Here is a 17,198-nt window from a genome sequence, read left to right on the forward strand (position 1 = left end):
AAGGAGCCCCGCACCATGCCCGCTCATCTGCCCGCTCGCCTGACCAGACCCGCCCTCGCCCTCGTCGCCGCCACCGTCGGCCTCGGCCTCGCGGCCTCCCCCGCCCGGGCCGACCGGGGGCCCGTCGACCCCTCCGTCTGGAAACAGCTCACGACGACGGTGTCGGCCACCGCGAAGTACCGGTCCGTGCCGCTCGCCGTGGCCGCCGGATACCGGCCCAACCCCTGCACCATGGACATGAACGACAGCATGGGCGCCATGGGCTACCACTACATCAACCCCAAGTACTACGGCTCGCTCGACCCGGCCAGGCCCGCCGCCCTGCTCTACGAGGACGACGGCAAGGGCGGGCGCAGGCTCACCGGGGTGGAGTGGATCGTGAAGGCCGGCAAGAACACCGCGCGGCCCACGATGTTCGGCCGGAAGTTCGAGGGCCCGGTCACCGCGCACCACAACTCGACCATCCCGACCCACTACTCGCTGCACGCCTGGCTCTACAAGAACAACCCCAGCGGCCTGTTCTACGAGTGGAACCCCGACGTGAAGTGCCCGTACCCGGGCGCCCCGGGCTGAGCCGCGGCGGCGCCGCATGCGACGGGAACGCCGAAGGCCCCGGTTCCGCGGACGGAACCGGGGCCTTCGCATGGGACCGGGCGCGCCCAGCCGGGGCCAAGCGCCCTCAGCGCACGAACACGCTCGCCTGGTTCGCCAGGTTCAGGAAGTACTGCGGCGCCACGCCCAGCACCACCGTGACCGCCACGCCGAGCCCGATCGCCAGCGTCGTCAGCGGGGACGGCACGGCCACCGTCGGCCCCTCCGGCTTCGGCTCGCTGAAGAACATCAGCACGATCACGCGGATGTAGAAGAACGCCGCGATCGCCGAGGAGAGCACACCGATGACGACCAGCGGGACCGCGCCCCCGGCCGCCGCCGCCTTGAACACGGCGAACTTCCCCGCGAAGCCGGAGGTCAGCGGGATACCGGCGAAGGCCAGCAGGAACACCGCGAAGACCGCCGCCACCAGCGGGGAACGCCGCCCGAGCCCGGCCCACTTGGACAGATGGGTCGCCTCGCCGCCCGCGTCCCGCACCAGCGTGACCACCGCGAAGGCGCCGATCGTCACGAACGAGTAGGCGGCCAGGTAGAACAGGACCGACGACACGCCGTTCTTCGAGGTCGCGATGACACCCGCGAGGATGAACCCGGCGTGCGCGATGGACGAGTACGCCAGCAGCCGTTTGATGTCGGTCTGGGTGATCGCCACGATCGCGCCGCCCAGCATGGTGACGATCGCCACGGCCCACATCACCGGGCGCCAGTCCCAGCGCATCCCCGGCAGCACGACGTACAGCAGCCGCAGCAGCGCGCCGAACGCGGCCACCTTGGTCGCCGCCGCCATGAAGCCGGTCACCGGGGTGGGCGCGCCCTGGTAGACGTCGGGCGTCCACATGTGGAACGGCACCGCGCCGACCTTGAACAGCAGGCCCATCACCAGCAGGGCCGCGCCGATGAGCAGCAGCGCGTCATTGCCCATGGTGTCGGCGAGCGCCGGGTTCACATCGGTGACCGAGCCGTCCACGACCTGGGCGATACGGGCGTACGACACCGAGCCCGCGTAGCCGTACAGCAGCGCGATGCCGAACAGGGTGAACGCGGAGGCGAACGCGCCCAGCAGGAAGTACTTGACCGCGGCCTCCTGCGACATCAGCCGCTTGCGGCGGGCCAGCGCGCACAGCAGGTACAGCGGCAGGGAGAAGACCTCCAGCGCGACGAAGAGCGTCAGCAGGTCGTTCGCCGAGGTGAAGACCAGCATGCCGGAGACCGCGAAGAGCAGCAGCGGGAAGACCTCGGTGGTGGTGAACCCGGCCTTGAGCGCGGCCTTCTCGGTGTCGCTGCCCGGCACGGCGGCGGCCTGCGCGGCGAAGGAGTCCACCCGGTTGCCGTGCGCCTCCGGGTCGAGCCGGCGTTCGGCGAAGGTGAACAGGCCCACCAGACCGGCCAGCACGATGGTGCCCTGGAGGAACAGCGAGGGGCCGTCGACCGCGATGGCGCCCATGGCGGCGATGTGCGCCTTCGTGGTGCCGTACCCGTCGGCGGCGAGCCCGATCACCGCGGCGAACGCGGCGCACAGGGCGACGACCGACACGAACACCTGCGCGTAGTAACGGGACCTGCGCGGCACGAACGCCTCGACCAGCACCCCGACCAGCGCGGCGCCGAGGATGATCAGCGTGGGCGACAATTGCCCGTATTCGATCTTCGGCGCGCCGATCTGGGGGATGCGGTCGGCCGCGGTTGTCCACAGGCTGTGGACGGCTGGGGTGCTCACTTGGCCGCCTCCACCTCGGGCTTGGGGTCCTTCTTCTGGACGTCGGACATGGTGTGCTTGACCGCCGGGTTGACGATGTTCGTCACGGGCTTCGGATAGACGCCCAGGAAGATCAGCAGCACGATCAGCGGGGCGACGACCAGGACCTCACGCACCCGCAGGTCGGGCATCGTGGAGACCTCCGGCTTCACCGGGCCCGTCATGGTGCGCTGGTAGAGCACCAGGGTGTAGAGCGCGGCGAGCACGATGCCGAAGGTGGCGATGATCCCGATCACCGGGTAGCGCGTGAACGTGCCGACCAGGACGAGGAATTCGCTCACGAACGGCGCGAGGCCGGGCAGCGACAGGGTGGCCAGGCCGCCGATCAGGAAGGTGCCGGCGAGCACCGGGGCGACCTTCTGCACCCCGCCGTAGTCGGCGATGAGCCGCGAGCCGCGCCGGGAGATCAGGAACCCGGCGACCAGCATCAACGCGGCGGTGGAAATACCGTGGTTGACCATGTAGAGGGTGGCGCCGGACTGACCCTGGCTGGTCATCGCGAAGATGCCCAGGATGATGAAGCCGAAGTGGGAGATCGACGCGTACGCCACCAGGCGCTTGATGTCCCGCTGGCCGACCGCGAGCAGCGCGCCGTAGACGATGCTGATCAGCGCCAGGACCAGGATCACCGGCGTCGCCCACCTGCTGGCCTCCGGGAACAGCCCGAGGCAGAAGCGGAGCATCGCGAAGGTGCCCACCTTGTCGACCACCGCCGTGATGAGGACGGCGACCGGGGCGGTGGACTCCTGCATGGCGTTGGGCAGCCAGGTGTGCAGCGGCCACAGCGGTGCCTTCACCGCGAAGGCGAAGAAGAAACCGAGGAACAGCCAGCGCTCGGTGCTCGTCGCCATGTGCAGCGAGCCGCCGGCCCGCGCCTCGGCGATCTGCTGGAGGGAGAAGTTCCCGGCGACCACGTAGAGGCCGATCACCGCGGCCAGCATGATCAGACCGCCGACCAGGTTGTAGAGGAGGAACTTCACCGCCGCGTACGAGCGCTGGGTGGCGGCCGCCTCCTCGCCCTGGGCGTGGGCGCGGTCCCCGAAGCCGCCGATGAGGAAGTACATCGGGATCAGCATGGCTTCGAAGAAGATGTAGAACAGGAAGACGTCGGTGGCCTCGAAGGAGATGAGGACCATCGCCTCGACCGCCAGGATCAGCGCGAAGAAGCCCTGGGTGGGGCGCCAGCGGCGGCTGCCGGTCTCCAGCGGGTCGGCGTCGTGCCAGCCCGCCAGGACGATGAACGGGATCAGTACGGCGGTCAGCGCGATCAGCGCCACCCCGATGCCGTCCACGCCCAGCTCGTAGCGCACCCCGAAGTCGCGGATCCAGGAGTGGGATTCGGTGAACTGGTAGCGGGCGCCGCCCGGGTCGAAGCGGACCAGGACGGTGATCGCCAGCGCGAGCGTGCCGAGCGAGACGAGCAGGGCCAGCCACTTGGCGGCGGTGCGCCGCGCGGCCGGTACGGCGGCCGTGGCGACGGCTCCCAGGGCGGGGAGCGCCGCCGTCGCTGTCAGCAGGGGAAAGGACATCGGTATCAGACCGCCCTCATCAGCAGGGTCGCGGCGACCAGGAGTGCCGCGCCGCCGAACATCGAGACCGCGTAGGAGCGGGCGAAGCCGTTCTGGAGCCGGCGCAGCCGCCCGGACAGGCCGCCGAAGCCGGCCGCCGTGCCGTTGACGACCCCGTCGACCACGCTGTGGTCGAGGTAGACCAGGGAGCGCGTGAGGTGTTCGCCGCCGCGCACCAGGACCACATGGTTGAAGTCGTCCTGGAGGAGGTCGCGGCGGGCCGCCCGGGTGAGCAGCGAGCCGCGCGGGGCAAGGGCGGGGACGGGCCTTCGGCCGTACTGCGCCCAGGCGATGCCCACGCCGATGACCAGGCACACCATCGTGGCGATCGTGACCTCCCCGGCGCTGACCGGGGAGTGGCCCTCGCTGTGCCCGGTGACCGGCTCCAGCCACTTGAGGAAGCGGTCGCCGATGCTGAAGAAGGCACCGCCGAGCACCGAGCCGACGGCCAGCACGATCATCGGGATCGTCATGACGGCCGGGGACTCGTGCGGATGCGGCTCGTGGCCCTCGGCGTCGGGCTGCCAGCGCTTCTCGCCGAAGAACGTCATCAGCATCACGCGCGTCATGTAGAACGCGGTGATGGCCGCGCCCACCAGGGCCGCGCCGCCGAGGATCCAGCCCTCGGTGCCGCCCTTGGCGAAGGCCGCCTCGATGATCTTGTCCTTGGAGAAGAAGCCCGACAGGCCCGGGAAGCCGATGATGGCGAGGTAGCCGAGGCCGAAGGTGATGAAGGTGATCGGCATGTACTTCCGCAGGCCGCCGAACTTGCGCATGTCGACCTCGTCGTTCATGCCGTGCATCACGGAGCCCGCGCCGAGGAAGAGCCCGGCCTTGAAGAAGCCGTGGGTCACCAGGTGCATGATCGCGAAGACGTAGCCGATGGGGCCGAGGCCCGCGGCGAGCACCATGTAGCCGATCTGCGACATGGTCGAGCCGGCCAGCGCCTTCTTGATGTCGTCCTTGGCGCAACCGACGATCGCACCGAAGAGCAGCGTGACCGTGCCGACCACGGTGACGACGAGCTGGGCGTCCGGCGCCGCGTTGAAGACGGCCGCCGAGCGGACGATCAGATAGACGCCCGCGGTCACCATGGTCGCCGCGTGGATCAGGGCCGAGACCGGGGTCGGGCCCTCCATCGCGTCACCGAGCCAGGACTGGAGCGGCACCTGGGCGGACTTGCCGCAGGCGGCCAACAGCAGCATCAGGCCGATCGCGGTGAGCTTGCCCTGGGAGGCGCCGTCGACATGGCCGAAGACCGGTCCGAAGGCGAAGGTGCCGAAGGTGGTGAACATCAGCATGATCGCGATCGACAGGCCCATGTCGCCGACGCGGTTGACCAGGAACGCCTTCTTGGCGGCCGTCGCGGCGCTGGGCTTGTGCTGCCAGAAGCCGATCAGCAGGTACGAGGCGAGGCCGACGCCCTCCCAGCCGACGTACAGCAGCAGGTAGTTGTCGGCGAGGACGAGCAGCAGCATCGCCGCGAGGAACAGGTTCAGATAGCCGAAGAAGCGGCGGCGGCGCTCGTCGTGCGCCATGTACCCGACCGAGTACAGATGGATCAGCGAGCCGACGCCGGTGATCAGCAGGACGAAGGTCATCGACAGCTGGTCGAGGCGGAAGGTGACGTCCGCCTGGAAGCCCTCGACCGGGATCCAGGTCCACAGGTGCTGGATCAGCGTGCGGTGTGCGGCGTTCTTGCCGAGCAGGTCGGCGAAGAGGAGCAGGCCGATGACGAAGGACGTGGTCGACAGCAGGGTGCCGAGCCAGTGGCCGACGCGGTCCAGGCGCCGGCCGCCGACCAGGAGGACGGCCGCTCCGAGCAGGGGCGCCGCGATGAGCAGCGCGATCAGTTTCTCCACGATTCTCCCGACCCCTTACAGCTTCATCAGGCTGGCGTCGTCGACCGAGGCCGAGTGGCGGGTACGGAACAGCGACACGATGATCGCGAGGCCCACCACGACCTCCGCGGCGGCGACGACCATCGTGAAGAACGCGATGACCTGGCCGTCCAGATTGCCGTGCAGCCGGGAGAAGGTGACGAACGCGAGATTGCAGGCGTTCAGCATCAGCTCGACGCACATGAAGACCACGATGGCGTTGCGCCGGATCAGTACGCCGGTGGCGCCGATCGTGAACAACAGGGCCGCGAGATAGAGATAGTTGACCGGGTTCACTTCGACGCCTCCTCGGGCCGCTTGAACGTCTCCGGTTCGATCGGCGTCCGCTCCAGGCGGTCCTTCGAACGCTGTTCCAGCGCCCGCAGATCGTTGATGGCCTCCGTGGACACGTCCCGGATCTGGCCGCGTTCGCGCAGCGTCTTGCTGACGGTCAGCTCGGAGGGGGTGCCGTCGGGGAGCAGGCCGGCGATGTCCACCGCGTTGTGCCGGGCGTAGACACCCGGGGCGGGCAGCGGCGGCAGGTGCTTGCCCTCGCGGACGCGCTGTTCGGCCAGCTCGCGCTGGGTCTTGGCGCGCTCGGTGCGCTCGCGGTGGGTGAGCACCATGGCGCCGACGGCGGCCGTGATCAGCAGGGCGCCGGTGATCTCGAAGGCGAAGACGTACTTGGTGAAGATGAGGGCGGCGAGGCCCTCCACATTGCCGTTGGCGTTCGCCTGGCCGGTGCCCGCGAAGTCCTTCAGGGAGGCGTTGGCGATCCCGGCGAGCAGCAGTACGCCGAAGCCGGCCCCGCACAGCAGGGCCAGCCAGCGCTGGCCCTTGATGGTCTCCTTCAGCGAGTCCGCGGCCGTGACGCCGACGAGCATCACCACGAACAGGAACAGCATCATGATCGCGCCGGTGTAGACGACGATCTGTACGACGCCCAGGAAGTAGGCGCCGTTGGCGAGGTAGAACACCGCCAGGACGATCATGGTCCCGGCGAGGCTGAGCGCGCTGTGCACGGCCTTCCGCATGAAGACGGTGCACAGGGCGCCGATCACCGCGACGGTGCCGAGGACCCAGAACTGGAACGCCTCACCGGTGGAGGTCGTATAGGCGGCGAGCTGCGCGCTCATGCGTCCACCTCCCGGTCCGCCGCCTTCCGGGCGCCCGAGACCTGGGCGTCCTCGGCGTCCTCGGCGTCCTGGGCGTTCTCGCCCGTGGCGGCGGCGGTCTGGCGGACCGTGCCGGGCGCGGCCTGGGTGACCAGGCCCCGGTAGTAGTCCTCCTCGGTGGTGCCCGGGAAGATGGAGTGCGGCGCCTCGACCATGCCCTCGTCGAGGCCGGCCAGCAGCTGCTCCTTGGTGTAGATGAGGTTCGCGCGGCTGGAGTCGGCCAGTTCGAACTCGTTGGTCATCGTCAGCGCGCGGGTGGGGCACGCCTCGATGCACAGCCCGCACAGGATGCAGCGGGCGTAGTTGATCTGGTAGACGCGGCCGTAGCGCTCGCCCGGCGAGTAGCGCTCCTCGTCGGTGTTGTCGGCCCCCTCCACGTAGATGGCGTCGGCGGGGCAGGCCCAGGCGCACAGCTCGCAGCCGACGCACTTCTCCAGGCCGTCCGGATGGCGGTTGAGCTGGTGCCGTCCGTGGAAGCGGGGAGCGGTGGTCTTCTTCTGCTCCGGGTACTGCTCGGTGAGCCGCTTCTTGAACATGGCCTTGAAGGTCACGCCGAAGCCGGCCACGGGGTTCTGGAAACCGGGCTTGATCTCCTTGGGTTCCTCAGCCATCGGACGCCTCCTTTCCATCCGAAGATCCCTCTGACGGACCGTCACTCACAGTGTCGGGCCCACCACTGACAATCAGCTCCCGCTCGCGCCGCGGGCGCCGCCTGGGCACCGTCGGCAGCTCCTGTCCGGGCAGCGGCGGCACCGGGAATCCGCCGGCCATCGGGTCGAACCCGGCCTGCTCCGCGGTGGACCGCTCGGCCGTCTGCGCCTTCTCGCGGAAGATGTCGACCACGAAGGAGATCAGCAGCAGGGCGAGCACCCCGCCGCCCACGTAGAGGGCGATGTCGGCGAAGCCGTAGTGCTCGTTGCGCAGCGCCCGGACGGACGCGACGAGCATCAGCCAGGTCACCGAGACCGGGATCAGGACCTTCCAGCCGAGCTTCATCAGCTGGTCGTACCGGACGCGGGGCAGGGTGCCGCGCAGCCAGATGAAGAAGAACAGCAGCAGCTGCACCTTGACGACGAACCAGAGCATCGGCCACCAGCCGTGGTTGGCGCCCGCCCAGAAGGTGCTGATCGGCCAGGGGGCCCGCCAGCCGCCGAGGAAGAGGGTGGTGGAGACGGCGGAGACCGTCACCATGTTCACGTACTCGGCGAGCATGAACATCGCGAACTTGATGGACGAGTACTCGGTGTTGAAGCCGCCCACCAGGTCGCCCTCGGACTCCGGCATGTCGAAGGGGGCGCGGTTGGTCTCGCCGACCATGGTGACGATGTAGAGGAGGAAGGAGACCGGCAGCAGCAGGATGTACCAGCGGTCGTGCTGCTGGGCCACGATGGTCGACGTCGACATGGAGCCCGAGTAGAGGAACACCGAGGCGAACGCCGCGCCCATGGCGATCTCGTAGGAGATCATCTGCGCGCAGGAGCGCAGACCGCCCAGCAGCGGGTAGGTGGAGCCGGAGCTCCAGCCCGCGAGGACGATGCCGTAGATGCCGACCGAGGCGACCGCGAGGATGTAGAGCATCGCGATCGGCAGATCGGTGAGCTGCATCGTCGTACGGGTGCCGAAGATGGAGATCTCGTGGTCGGCGGGGCCGAACGGGATCACCGCGATCGCCATGAAGGCCGGGATGGCCGCCACGATCGGCGCGAGGACGTAGACCACCTTGTCCGCGCGGCGGACGATCAGGTCCTCCTTGAGCATCAGTTTCACGCCGTCGGCGAGCGACTGGAGCATGCCCCAGGGGCCGTGCCGGTTGGGCCCGATGCGCAGCTGCATCCAGGCGACGACCTTGCGCTCCCAGACGATGGAGAACAGCACGGTCACCATCAGGAAGGCGAAGCAGAAGACCGCCTTGACGACGACCAGCCACCAGGGGTCGCGGCCGAACATCGAGAGGTCTTCAGCGGCGAGGTACAAGCTCATGCCTCCACCTCCTTGGGAGCCGCCCCGGCGGGGGCCGCCGGGCCGATGCGGACGAGGTCGCCGGGCTGTGCCCCGGTGTCGGAGGCGACACCGCCGCCGACGGAGTTCAGCGGGAGCCAGACCACCCGGTCGGGCAGCTCGCCGATCTGGAGCGGGAGTTCGAGGGTGCCGGCGGGGCCGGTGACGGCGAGCAGCTCGCCGTCCGCGACCCCCGCCTCGGCGGCCGTGGCCGCCGACAGCCGGGCGCGGGCGGCGTGCCGGGTGCCGGCCAGCGCCTCGTCACCCTCCTGGAGGAGGCCCTGGTCGAGCAGCAGCCGGTGGCCCGCGAGCACGGCCTCCCCGGCGGCCGGGCGGGGTACGGCGCCCGCGGGCTCCCGGGGGTCGGGGGCGTACGGGCCGTCCCAGGAGCCGAGCCGGTCGATCTCCGCGCGGATGGTGCGCAGGTCCGGCAGCCCGAGGTGGACGTCCATGGCGTCGGCCAGCATGTGCAGCACCCGGGCGTCGGCCGGGGCCGGGCGGCGGGTCATCTGGTCCGGCTTGAGCGCGGCCTCGAAGAAGCGCACCCTGCCCTCCCAGTCGAGGAAGGTGCCGGCCTTCTCGGCGACCGCGGCCACCGGCAGGACGACATCGGCGCGTTCGGTGACCTCGCTGGGCCGCAGCTCCAGCGAGACCAGGAAGCCCACCTGGTCCAGTGCCTCGCGGGCACGGGCCGGGTCGGGCAGATCGGCGACCTCGACGCCCGCGACCACCAGGGCCGCGAGCGCGCCGTCCGCCGCGGCCTCGACGATCCGCTCGGTGTCGCGGCCGTAGCCCGGCGGCAGTTCGGACAGGCCCCAGACGTCGGCCACCTCGTCGCGGGCGCGCGGGTCGGTCGCGGGGCGGCCGCCCGGCAGCAGCTCGGGCAGCGCGCCGGCCTCCAGGGCGCCGCGCTCCCCGGCCCGGCGCGGAATCCACACCAGCCGGGCGCCGGTCGCGGTCGCGGCCCGTACGGCGGCGGTGAACCCGCCGGCGACCGAGGCCAGCCGCTCCCCCACGACGATGACGGCGCCCTCGCCGCGCAGCGCCTCGGCGGCCCGGGTGCCGGGGGCCTCCAGGCCGACGCCGCTCGCGAGCGCGTCCAGCCACTCGGTCTCGGTGCCGGGCGCGGCCGGCAGCAGGGTGCCGCCCGCCTTCTGAAGGCCCCGGGTGGCGTGCGTGGCCAGCGAGAACACCAGCTGCTTGTGCTGACGCCACGCCTTGCGCAGCCGCAGGAAGACGCCGGGGGCCTCCTCCTCCGCCTCCAGGCCGACGAGCAGCACGGCGGGCGCCTTCTCCAGCGAGGAGTACGTGACCCCCGTACCTCCCCCGGACTCCGTCCCGGGGGCCCAGAGGTCACGGCCGCGGCCCGCCACCCGGGCGGCGAGGAAGCCGGCTTCCTCGACGCTGTGCGCCCGGGCGCGGAAATCGATGTCGTTGGTGGCCAGGGCGACCCGCGCGAACTTGCTGTACGCGTAGGCGTCCTCGACGGTCAGCCGGCCGCCGGTCAGGACGGCCGCCCGGGAGCGGGCCGCGGTCAGACCGCGCGCCGCCGCCTCCAGCGCCTCCGGCCAGGACGCGGGCACCAGGGCGCCGTCGGCGCTCCGCACCAGCGGCGTGTCGAGGCGGTCCTTGAGCTGGGCGTAGCGGAAGCCGAAGCGCCCCTTGTCGCAGATCCACTCCTCGTTGACCTCGGGGTCGTCGGCCGCGAGCCGCCGCATGACCTTGCCCCGCCGGTGGTCGGTGCGGGTGGCGCAGCCGCCCGCGCAGTGCTCGCACACCGAGGGCGAGGAGACCAGGTCGAAGGGGCGGGAGCGGAAGCGGTAGGCCGCCGAGGTGAGCGCTCCCACGGGGCAGATCTGGATGGTGTTCCCGGAGAAGTACGACTCGAAGGGGTCGCCCTCGCCGGTGCCGACCTGCTGGAGCGCGCCCCGCTCGATCAGCTCGATCATCGGGTCGCCCGCGATCTGGTTGGAGAAGCGGGTGCAGCGCGCGCACAGCACGCAGCGCTCGCGGTCCAGCAGCACCTGGGTGGAGATCGGGACCGGCTTCTCGTAGGTGCGCTTGCGGCCCTCGAAGCGGGACTCGGCGTTGCCGTGCGACATGGCCTGGTTCTGCAGCGGGCACTCGCCGCCCTTGTCGCAGACCGGGCAGTCCAGCGGGTGGTTGATGAGCAGCAGCTCCATCACACCGTGCTGGGCCTTCTCGGCGACCGGGGAGGTCAGCTGGGTGCGCACCACCATGCCGTCGGTGCAGGTGATGGTGCAGGAGGCCATCGGCTTGCGCTGGCCCTCCACCTCCACGATGCACTGCCGGCAGGCGCCCGCCGGGTCGAGCAGGGGGTGGTCGCAGAAGCGGGGGATCTCGATGCCGAGCTGTTCGGCGGCCCGGATGACCAGGGTGCCCTTGGGCACGCTGATCTCGATGCCGTCGATCGTCAGCGTGACGAGGTCCGCCGGCGGGCGGGCCGCCTCTCCGCCGCCCGCGGGGGCGCTGGTGGTCACGGTCATGCGTTCACCTCCGGGCGGTCCGCCCAGGCCGTCGACTTGGCCGGGTCGAAGGGGCAGCCCCGGCCCGTGATGTGCTGCTCGTACTCCTCGCGGAAGTACTTCAGCGAGGAGAAGATCGGGGAGGCCGCGCCGTCGCCGAGGGCGCAGAAGGACTTGCCGTTGATGTTGTCGGCGATGTCCGCGAGCTTGTCCAGGTCGCCCCTGGCGCCCTTGCCCGCCTCGATGTCCCGCAGCAACTGCACCAGCCAGTACGTCCCTTCGCGGCAGGGGGTGCACTTGCCGCAGGACTCATGGGCGTAGAACTCGGTCCAGCGGGTGACCGCGCGGACCACGCAGGTGGTCTCGTCGAAGCACTGGAGGGCCTTGGTGCCGAGCATGGAGCCGGCGGCGCCGACGCCCTCGTAGTCGAGCGGCACGTCGAGGTGTTCGGCGGTGAACATCGGCGTGGAGGAGCCGCCCGGCGTCCAGAACTTCAGCCGGTGGCCCGCGCGCATCCCGCCGCTCATCTCCAGGAGCTGGCGCAGGGTGATGCCGAGCGGGGCCTCGTACTGGCCGGGGCTCGCGACATGGCCGCTGAGCGAGTAGAGCGTGAAGCCCGGCGACTTCTCGCTGCCCATCGCCCTGAACCACTCTTTCCCGTTCTTCAGGATCGCGGGAACCGAGGCGATGGACTCGACGTTGTTCACCACGGTGGGGCAGGCGTAGAGCCCCTCGACGGCAGGGAAGGGGGACGCAGCCGGGGCTGACCGCGGCGGCCTTCGAGCGAGTCCAGCAGCGCGGTCTCCTCGCCGCAGATGTACGCCCCGGCGCCGGCGTGCACGGTGAGTTCGAGGTTCAGGCCGCTGCCGAGGATGTTCTCGCCGAGGTAGCCGGCCGCGTACGCCTCGCGCACGGCCTCGTGCAGCCGCCGCAGGACCGGGACCACCTCACCCCGGAGGTAGATGAAGGCATGCGACGACCGGATGGCGTAGCACGCGATCACGATGCCCTCGATGAGGCTGTGCGGGTTCGCGTACAGGAGCGGGATGTCCTTGCAGGTGCCCGGCTCCGACTCGTCGGCGTTGACCACGAGATAGTGCGGCTTGCCGTCGCCCTGCGGGATGAACTGCCACTTCATGCCGGTCGGGAAGCCCGCGCCGCCGCGACCGCGCAGCCCGGAGTCCTTGACGTAGGCGATCAGGTCGTCGGGCGGCATGGCGAGCGCCGCGCGCAGCCCCTCGTACCCTTCGTGCCGCCGGTAGACGTCCAGGGACCAGGAGCGGTCCTCGTCCCAGAAGGCCGACAGCACGGGTGCGAGCAGCTTCTCGGGACTGGAGTCCTTCAGTTCGGGTGCCACGGTCATCACTCCCCCTCCTCGGCGGCAGGCCCTGCCGGGTGCGCGGGATCGGAGGCCGAGGTCTCCTGCGGCGCGTCATGGGAGCTGGGGTGCTCGGCCGGGGACGGCTCGGGCACCGGCTCCCGCGGCGGGTCCTGCGGGCCGCCGCGCGGATGGACCACGCGCGCGGGCGCGGACTCGCCCTTGGCCAGGCGCAGGCCGACCAGCGAGGCGGGTCCGGCGCTGCCGCCCTCCTCGACGGCCCCGGGCCGCTCGTCCGGGAAGCCGGCCAGGATGCGGGCGGTCTCCTTGAAGGTGCACACGCGCGCGCCCCGGGTGGGCTGTACGTCCCGGCCGGCGCGCAGGTCGTCGACCAGGTCCCGGGCGCTCGCGGGCGTCTGGTTGTCGAAGAACTCCCAGTTGACCATCACGACCGGCGCGAAGTCGCAGGCCGCGTTGCACTCGATGTGCTCCAGGGTGACCTTGCCGTCCTCGGTGGTCTCCCCGTTGCCCACGCCCAGGTGTTCCTGGAGGGACTCGAAGATCGCGTCGCCGCCCATCACCGCGCACAGGGTGTTGGTGCACACCCCCACCTGGTAGTCGCCGGAGGGCCGGCGCCGGTACATGGTGTAGAAGGTGGCCACCGCGGTGACCTCGGCGGTGGTCAGGCCGAGCGTCTGGGCGCAGAACCGCATTCCGGTGCGCGTGACATGGCCCTCCTCGGACTGCACGAGGTGGAGCAGCGGCAGCAGGGCGGAGCGGGAGTCCGGGTAGCGCGCCACGATCTCGCGCGCGTCCGCCGCCAGCCGCTCCCGTACGTCGTCCGGGTAGGCGGGCGCGGGCGGTTCGGGCATGCCCAGGCTGACGCCCCGCTCCGAAGAAGAGGTGGTCACCGGTCGACGCCTCCCATCACGGGGTCGATGGACGCGACGGCGACGATCACGTCGGCGACCTGGCCGCCCTCGCACATCGCCGCCATGGCCTGAAGATTGGTGAACGACGGGTCGCGGAAGTGGACCCGGTAGGGGCGGGTGCCGCCGTCGGAGACCGCGTGCACGCCGAGCTCGCCCTTGGGGGACTCGACGGCCGCGTACGCCTGGCCCGGCGGGACCCGGAAGCCCTCGGTGACCAGCTTGAAGTGGTGGATCAGGGCCTCCATGGAGGTGCCCATGATCTTCTTGATGTGGTCGAGGGAGTTGCCGAGTCCGTCCGGGCCGAGGGCCAGCTGGGCGGGCCAGGCGATCTTCTTGTCGGCGACCATGACCGGGCCGGGCGCCAGCCGGTCCAGGCACTGCTCGATGATCCCGAGCGACTGGCGCATCTCCTCGAGGCGGATCAGGAAGCGGCCGTAGGCGTCGCAGCTGTCGGCGGTGGGGACCTCGAAGTCGTACGTCTCGTAGTCGCAGTACGGCCGGCTCTTGCGCAGGTCGTGCGGCAGGCCGGTGGCGCGCAGGATCGGGCCGGTCGCGCCGAGGGCCATGCAGCCGGCCAGGTCGAGATAGCCGATGTCGCCCATGCGGGCCTTGAAGATGGGGTTCCCGGTGGCGAGCTTGTCGTACTCCGGGAGGTTTCGGCGCATCTTCTTGACGAACTCGCGGATCTGGTCGACCGCGCCGGGCGGCAGGTCCTGGGCGAGTCCGCCGGGGCGGATGTACGCGTGGTTCATCCGCAGGCCGGTGATCAGCTCATAGAGGTCGAGAATCATTTCACGATCACGGAAGCCGTAGATCATGATCGTGGTCGCGCCCAGCTCCATGCCGCCGGTGGCGATGCACACCAGGTGGGAGGACATCCGGTTCAGCTCCATCAGGAGCACCCGGATGATCTTGGCGCGGTCGGTGATGTCGTCCTCGATGCCGAGGAGCTTCTCCACGGCGAGGCAGTAGCCGGTCTCGTTGAAGAAGGACGTCAGGTAGTCCATGCGCGTGACGAAGGTGGTGCCCTGCGTCCACGTGCGGAATTCGAGGTTCTTCTCGATGCCGGTGTGCAGGTAGCCGATGCCGCAGCGGGCCTCGGTGACCGTCTCGCCGTCGATCTCCAGGATCAGCCGGAGCACCCCGTGGGTGGAGGGGTGCTGGGGACCCATGTTGACGACGATGCGCTCGTCGTCGGAGCGGGCCGCCGACTGGACGACCTCGTCCCAGTCGCCACCGGTGACCGTGTAGACGGTGCCCTCGGTGGTTTCGCGTGCCGATGCGGACTGAGTGCTCACGAGTACGACCTCCGCTGGTCCGGAGCCGGGATCTGGGCGCCCTTGTACTCGACGGGGATGCCGCCGAGCGGGTAGTCCTTGCGCTGCGGGTGGCCCTGCCAGTCGTCCGGCATCATGATCCGCGTCAGGGCCGGGTGGCCGTCGAAGACGATCCCGAAGAAGTCGTACGTCTCGCGTTCGTGCCAGTCGTTGGTGGGATACACGGGGACCAGGGACGGGATGCGCGGGTCGGTGTCCGGGGCGCCGACCTCCAGGCGGATCAGCCGGTTGTGGGTGATCGAGCGCAGGTGGTAGACGGCGTGCAGCTCGCGGCCCTTGTCGCCCGGGTAGTGCACGCCGCTGACGCCGGTGCACAGTTCGAAGCGCAGGGCGGGGTCGTCGCGCAGGGTGCGGGCGACCCGGAGCAGGTGCTCGCGCTCGACGTGGAAGGTGAGTTCGCCGCGGTCGACGACCGTCTTCTCGATGGCGTTGGCCGGCAGCAGGCCCTGTTCCTCCAGGGCTCCCTCCAGCTCGTCGGCGACCTCGTCGAACCAGCCGCCGTAGGGCCGGCTCGCCGGACCGGGCAGCCGGACCGAGCGGACCAGGCCCCCGTAGCCGGAGGTGTCGCCGCCGTTGTTCGCGCCGAACATGCCGCGCTGGACGCGGATCTCCTCGCCGCCCTGGCCGCGCTGGCCGGGGAGGTTGGAGGCGGAGAGATCCTTCTCGGGGTTCACCCCGTTCGCCCCGTCGCCGTGGGTGCCGTTCGCGTCGCTCACCGCAGCAGCCCCTTCATCTCGATGGTGGGCAGTGCCTTGAGCGCCGCCTCCTCCGCCTCGCGGGCCGCTTCCTCGGCGTTCACCCCGAGCTTGGTGGACTGGATCTTCTGGTGGAGCTTGAGGATCGCGTCCATCAGCATCTCGGGCCGGGGCGGGCAGCCGGGCAGATAGATGTCGACCGGGACGATGTGGTCGACGCCCTGGACGATCGCGTAGTTGTTGAACATGCCGCCCGAGGAGGCGCAGACGCCCATGGAGATCACCCACTTGGGGTTGGGCATCTGGTCGTAGACCTGCCGCAGGACCGGCGCCATCTTCTGGCTGACCCGGCCGGCCACGATCATCAGGTCCGCCTGGCGCGGTGAACCGCGGAAGACCTCCATGCCGAAGCGCGCGAGGTCGTAGCGGCCGGCGCCGGTGGTCATCATCTCGATGGCACAGCAGGCCAGGCCGAAGGTGGCCGGGAAGACGGATGCCTTGCGCACCCAGCCCGCGGCCTGTTCCACGGTGGTCAGCAGGAAGCCGCTCGGCAGCTTTTCTTCGAGTCCCATGTCTTATATGGCCCCTCAGTCCCATTCCAGGCCGCCGCGCCGCCATACGTACGCGTACGCGACGAAGACGGTGAGCACGAAGAGCAGCATCTCCACGAGCCCGAAAAGCCCCAGGGCGTCGAAGGTGACGGCCCAGGGGTAGAGGAAGACGATCTCGATGTCGAAGACGATGAAGAGCATCGCCGTCAGGTAGTACTTGATGGGGAAGCGCCCGCCGCCGGCCGGCGTGGGGGTCGGCTCGATGCCGCACTCGTAGGCTTCGAGCTTGGCGCGGTTGTACCGCTTCGGACCGATCAGCGTGGCCATGACCACGGAGAAGATCGCAAAGCCTGCCCCGAGGGCTCCCAGTACGAGGATGGGCGCATAGGCGTTCACCGCTCCTCGCTCCTCTCAGTCGGCACTGACTGCTGGCGGTTCGCTGGGCCGATGAAGATCGAGAACATGTGAAGCAGGTCACAAGCCCAACTGCTCCGCATCCTATGCCCGCCGATCTGTGATCTGCGACACGGGGTATTCCACAAGCTTTGTGATCTCCACCACCTGACGAAGGATCATGAAGTCGGATGATGGCTGATCTTCATACACGAAGCGTTCAGTTGATCACTAGAAGTGACAATTTCGCCTGTCATCGCAGGCCAAAGAGGTCGTCTCAATATCAAGAGAGTTCGCCTGCATGCAAATTGGCGCTGGGCAACCGATCTTGATAGGGGATCTCGCACACACGTCGGCGTGTGCATGTGTTCACGAACTCCCCCCACGCGCGGGACGCCGGCCCCGCGGCGGGCGTTCCGTGACCTCAGTCACAGACACAGCCGCCTCCCAGGAACCGGGGTTGGCCAACCACATCAACCGGTGGTAAGCGCGGGGCA

Annotated in this window: 14 protein-coding genes and 1 pseudogene; 1 reads left to right on the forward strand and 14 read right to left on the reverse strand. The window is 69.9% G+C overall.

All coding sequences use genetic code 11. The annotated features are described in order from the left end of the window. Positions 1–15 precede the first annotated feature (15 nt). A complete protein-coding gene (locus tag GHR20_RS15520; RefSeq protein ID WP_153813502.1) occupies positions 16–573 on the forward strand; it encodes a hypothetical protein in 558 nt (185 codons plus the stop codon). A 106-nt stretch (positions 574–679) separates the two neighbouring features. Here the strand turns inward: GHR20_RS15520 and nuoN are convergent, their stop codons facing one another. The 14 genes and pseudogenes from nuoN to GHR20_RS15590 all read right to left on the reverse strand — a co-directional run bounded on the left by nuoN (position 680) and on the right by GHR20_RS15590 (position 16,704). Then, a complete protein-coding gene (gene nuoN, locus GHR20_RS15525) occupies positions 680–2,329 on the reverse strand; it encodes an NADH-quinone oxidoreductase subunit NuoN (RefSeq protein ID WP_153813503.1) in 1,650 nt (549 codons plus the stop codon). Next, positions 2,326–3,897 (reverse strand): NADH-quinone oxidoreductase subunit M, encoded by a 1,572-nt coding sequence (locus tag GHR20_RS15530; protein ID WP_148026493.1) that lies wholly within the window; start codon positions 3,895–3,897, stop codon positions 2,326–2,328. Before GHR20_RS15530 ends, nuoN begins: the two co-directional genes overlap by 4 nt. A gap of 5 nt (positions 3,898–3,902) precedes the next feature. Beyond that, the gene (gene nuoL / locus GHR20_RS15535) at positions 3,903–5,798 is read right to left on the reverse strand and encodes an NADH-quinone oxidoreductase subunit L (RefSeq protein WP_153813504.1); all 1,896 of its coding nucleotides are present in this window, start codon (positions 5,796–5,798) and stop codon (positions 3,903–3,905) included. Positions 5,799–5,813: 15 nt separating this feature from the next. Beyond that, entirely contained in the window at positions 5,814–6,113 is a 300-nt protein-coding gene (nuoK, locus tag GHR20_RS15540) for an NADH-quinone oxidoreductase subunit NuoK (RefSeq protein WP_046417165.1), read from the reverse strand. Further along, positions 6,110–6,952 (reverse strand): NADH-quinone oxidoreductase subunit J, encoded by an 843-nt coding sequence (locus tag GHR20_RS15545; RefSeq protein ID WP_148026491.1) that lies wholly within the window; start codon positions 6,950–6,952, stop codon positions 6,110–6,112. Before GHR20_RS15545 ends, nuoK begins: the two co-directional genes overlap by 4 nt. Next, complete coding sequence (nuoI, locus tag GHR20_RS15550) at positions 6,949–7,602, reverse strand: NADH-quinone oxidoreductase subunit NuoI (RefSeq protein ID WP_153813505.1); 654 nt, start codon at positions 7,600–7,602, stop codon at positions 6,949–6,951. Before nuoI ends, GHR20_RS15545 begins: the two co-directional genes overlap by 4 nt. Further along, on the reverse strand, positions 7,595–8,971 hold the full coding sequence (nuoH, locus tag GHR20_RS15555; protein WP_153813506.1) for an NADH-quinone oxidoreductase subunit NuoH: 1,377 nt from the start codon (positions 8,969–8,971) through the stop codon (positions 7,595–7,597). Before nuoH ends, nuoI begins: the two co-directional genes overlap by 8 nt. After that, positions 8,968–11,496 carry an NADH-quinone oxidoreductase subunit G gene (locus tag GHR20_RS15560; RefSeq protein ID WP_153813507.1) on the reverse strand — a complete coding sequence of 843 codons (2,529 nt, stop codon included), beginning with the start codon at positions 11,494–11,496 and terminating at the stop codon, positions 8,968–8,970. Before GHR20_RS15560 ends, nuoH begins: the two co-directional genes overlap by 4 nt. Then, positions 11,493–12,841 (reverse strand): annotated as a pseudogene (gene nuoF, locus GHR20_RS15565) (NADH-quinone oxidoreductase subunit NuoF). Before nuoF ends, GHR20_RS15560 begins: the two are co-directional and overlap by 4 nt. Continuing rightward, positions 12,838–13,704 (reverse strand): NADH-quinone oxidoreductase subunit NuoE, encoded by an 867-nt coding sequence (gene nuoE, locus GHR20_RS15570; RefSeq protein WP_148026486.1) that lies wholly within the window; start codon positions 13,702–13,704, stop codon positions 12,838–12,840. Before nuoE ends, nuoF begins: the two are co-directional and overlap by 4 nt. Next, the gene (locus GHR20_RS15575) at positions 13,701–15,023 is read right to left on the reverse strand and encodes an NADH-quinone oxidoreductase subunit D (protein WP_148026485.1); all 1,323 of its coding nucleotides are present in this window, start codon (positions 15,021–15,023) and stop codon (positions 13,701–13,703) included. The genes nuoE and GHR20_RS15575 overlap by 4 nt, the downstream gene beginning before the upstream one ends. Further along, positions 15,020–15,778 (reverse strand): NADH-quinone oxidoreductase subunit C, encoded by a 759-nt coding sequence (locus tag GHR20_RS15580; RefSeq protein WP_153813508.1) that lies wholly within the window; start codon positions 15,776–15,778, stop codon positions 15,020–15,022. The genes GHR20_RS15575 and GHR20_RS15580 overlap by 4 nt, the downstream gene beginning before the upstream one ends. Beyond that, entirely contained in the window at positions 15,775–16,329 is a 555-nt protein-coding gene (locus GHR20_RS15585; RefSeq protein ID WP_009190037.1) for an NADH-quinone oxidoreductase subunit B, read from the reverse strand. The genes GHR20_RS15580 and GHR20_RS15585 overlap by 4 nt, the downstream gene beginning before the upstream one ends. A 15-nt stretch (positions 16,330–16,344) precedes the next feature. Continuing rightward, a complete protein-coding gene (locus GHR20_RS15590; RefSeq protein WP_030494815.1) occupies positions 16,345–16,704 on the reverse strand; it encodes an NADH-quinone oxidoreductase subunit A in 360 nt (119 codons plus the stop codon). Positions 16,705–17,198: the final 494 nt, after the last annotated feature.

It is taken from the genome of Streptomyces sp. SUK 48, from assembly GCF_009650765.1.
Classification (GTDB): domain Bacteria; phylum Actinomycetota; class Actinomycetes; order Streptomycetales; family Streptomycetaceae; genus Streptomyces.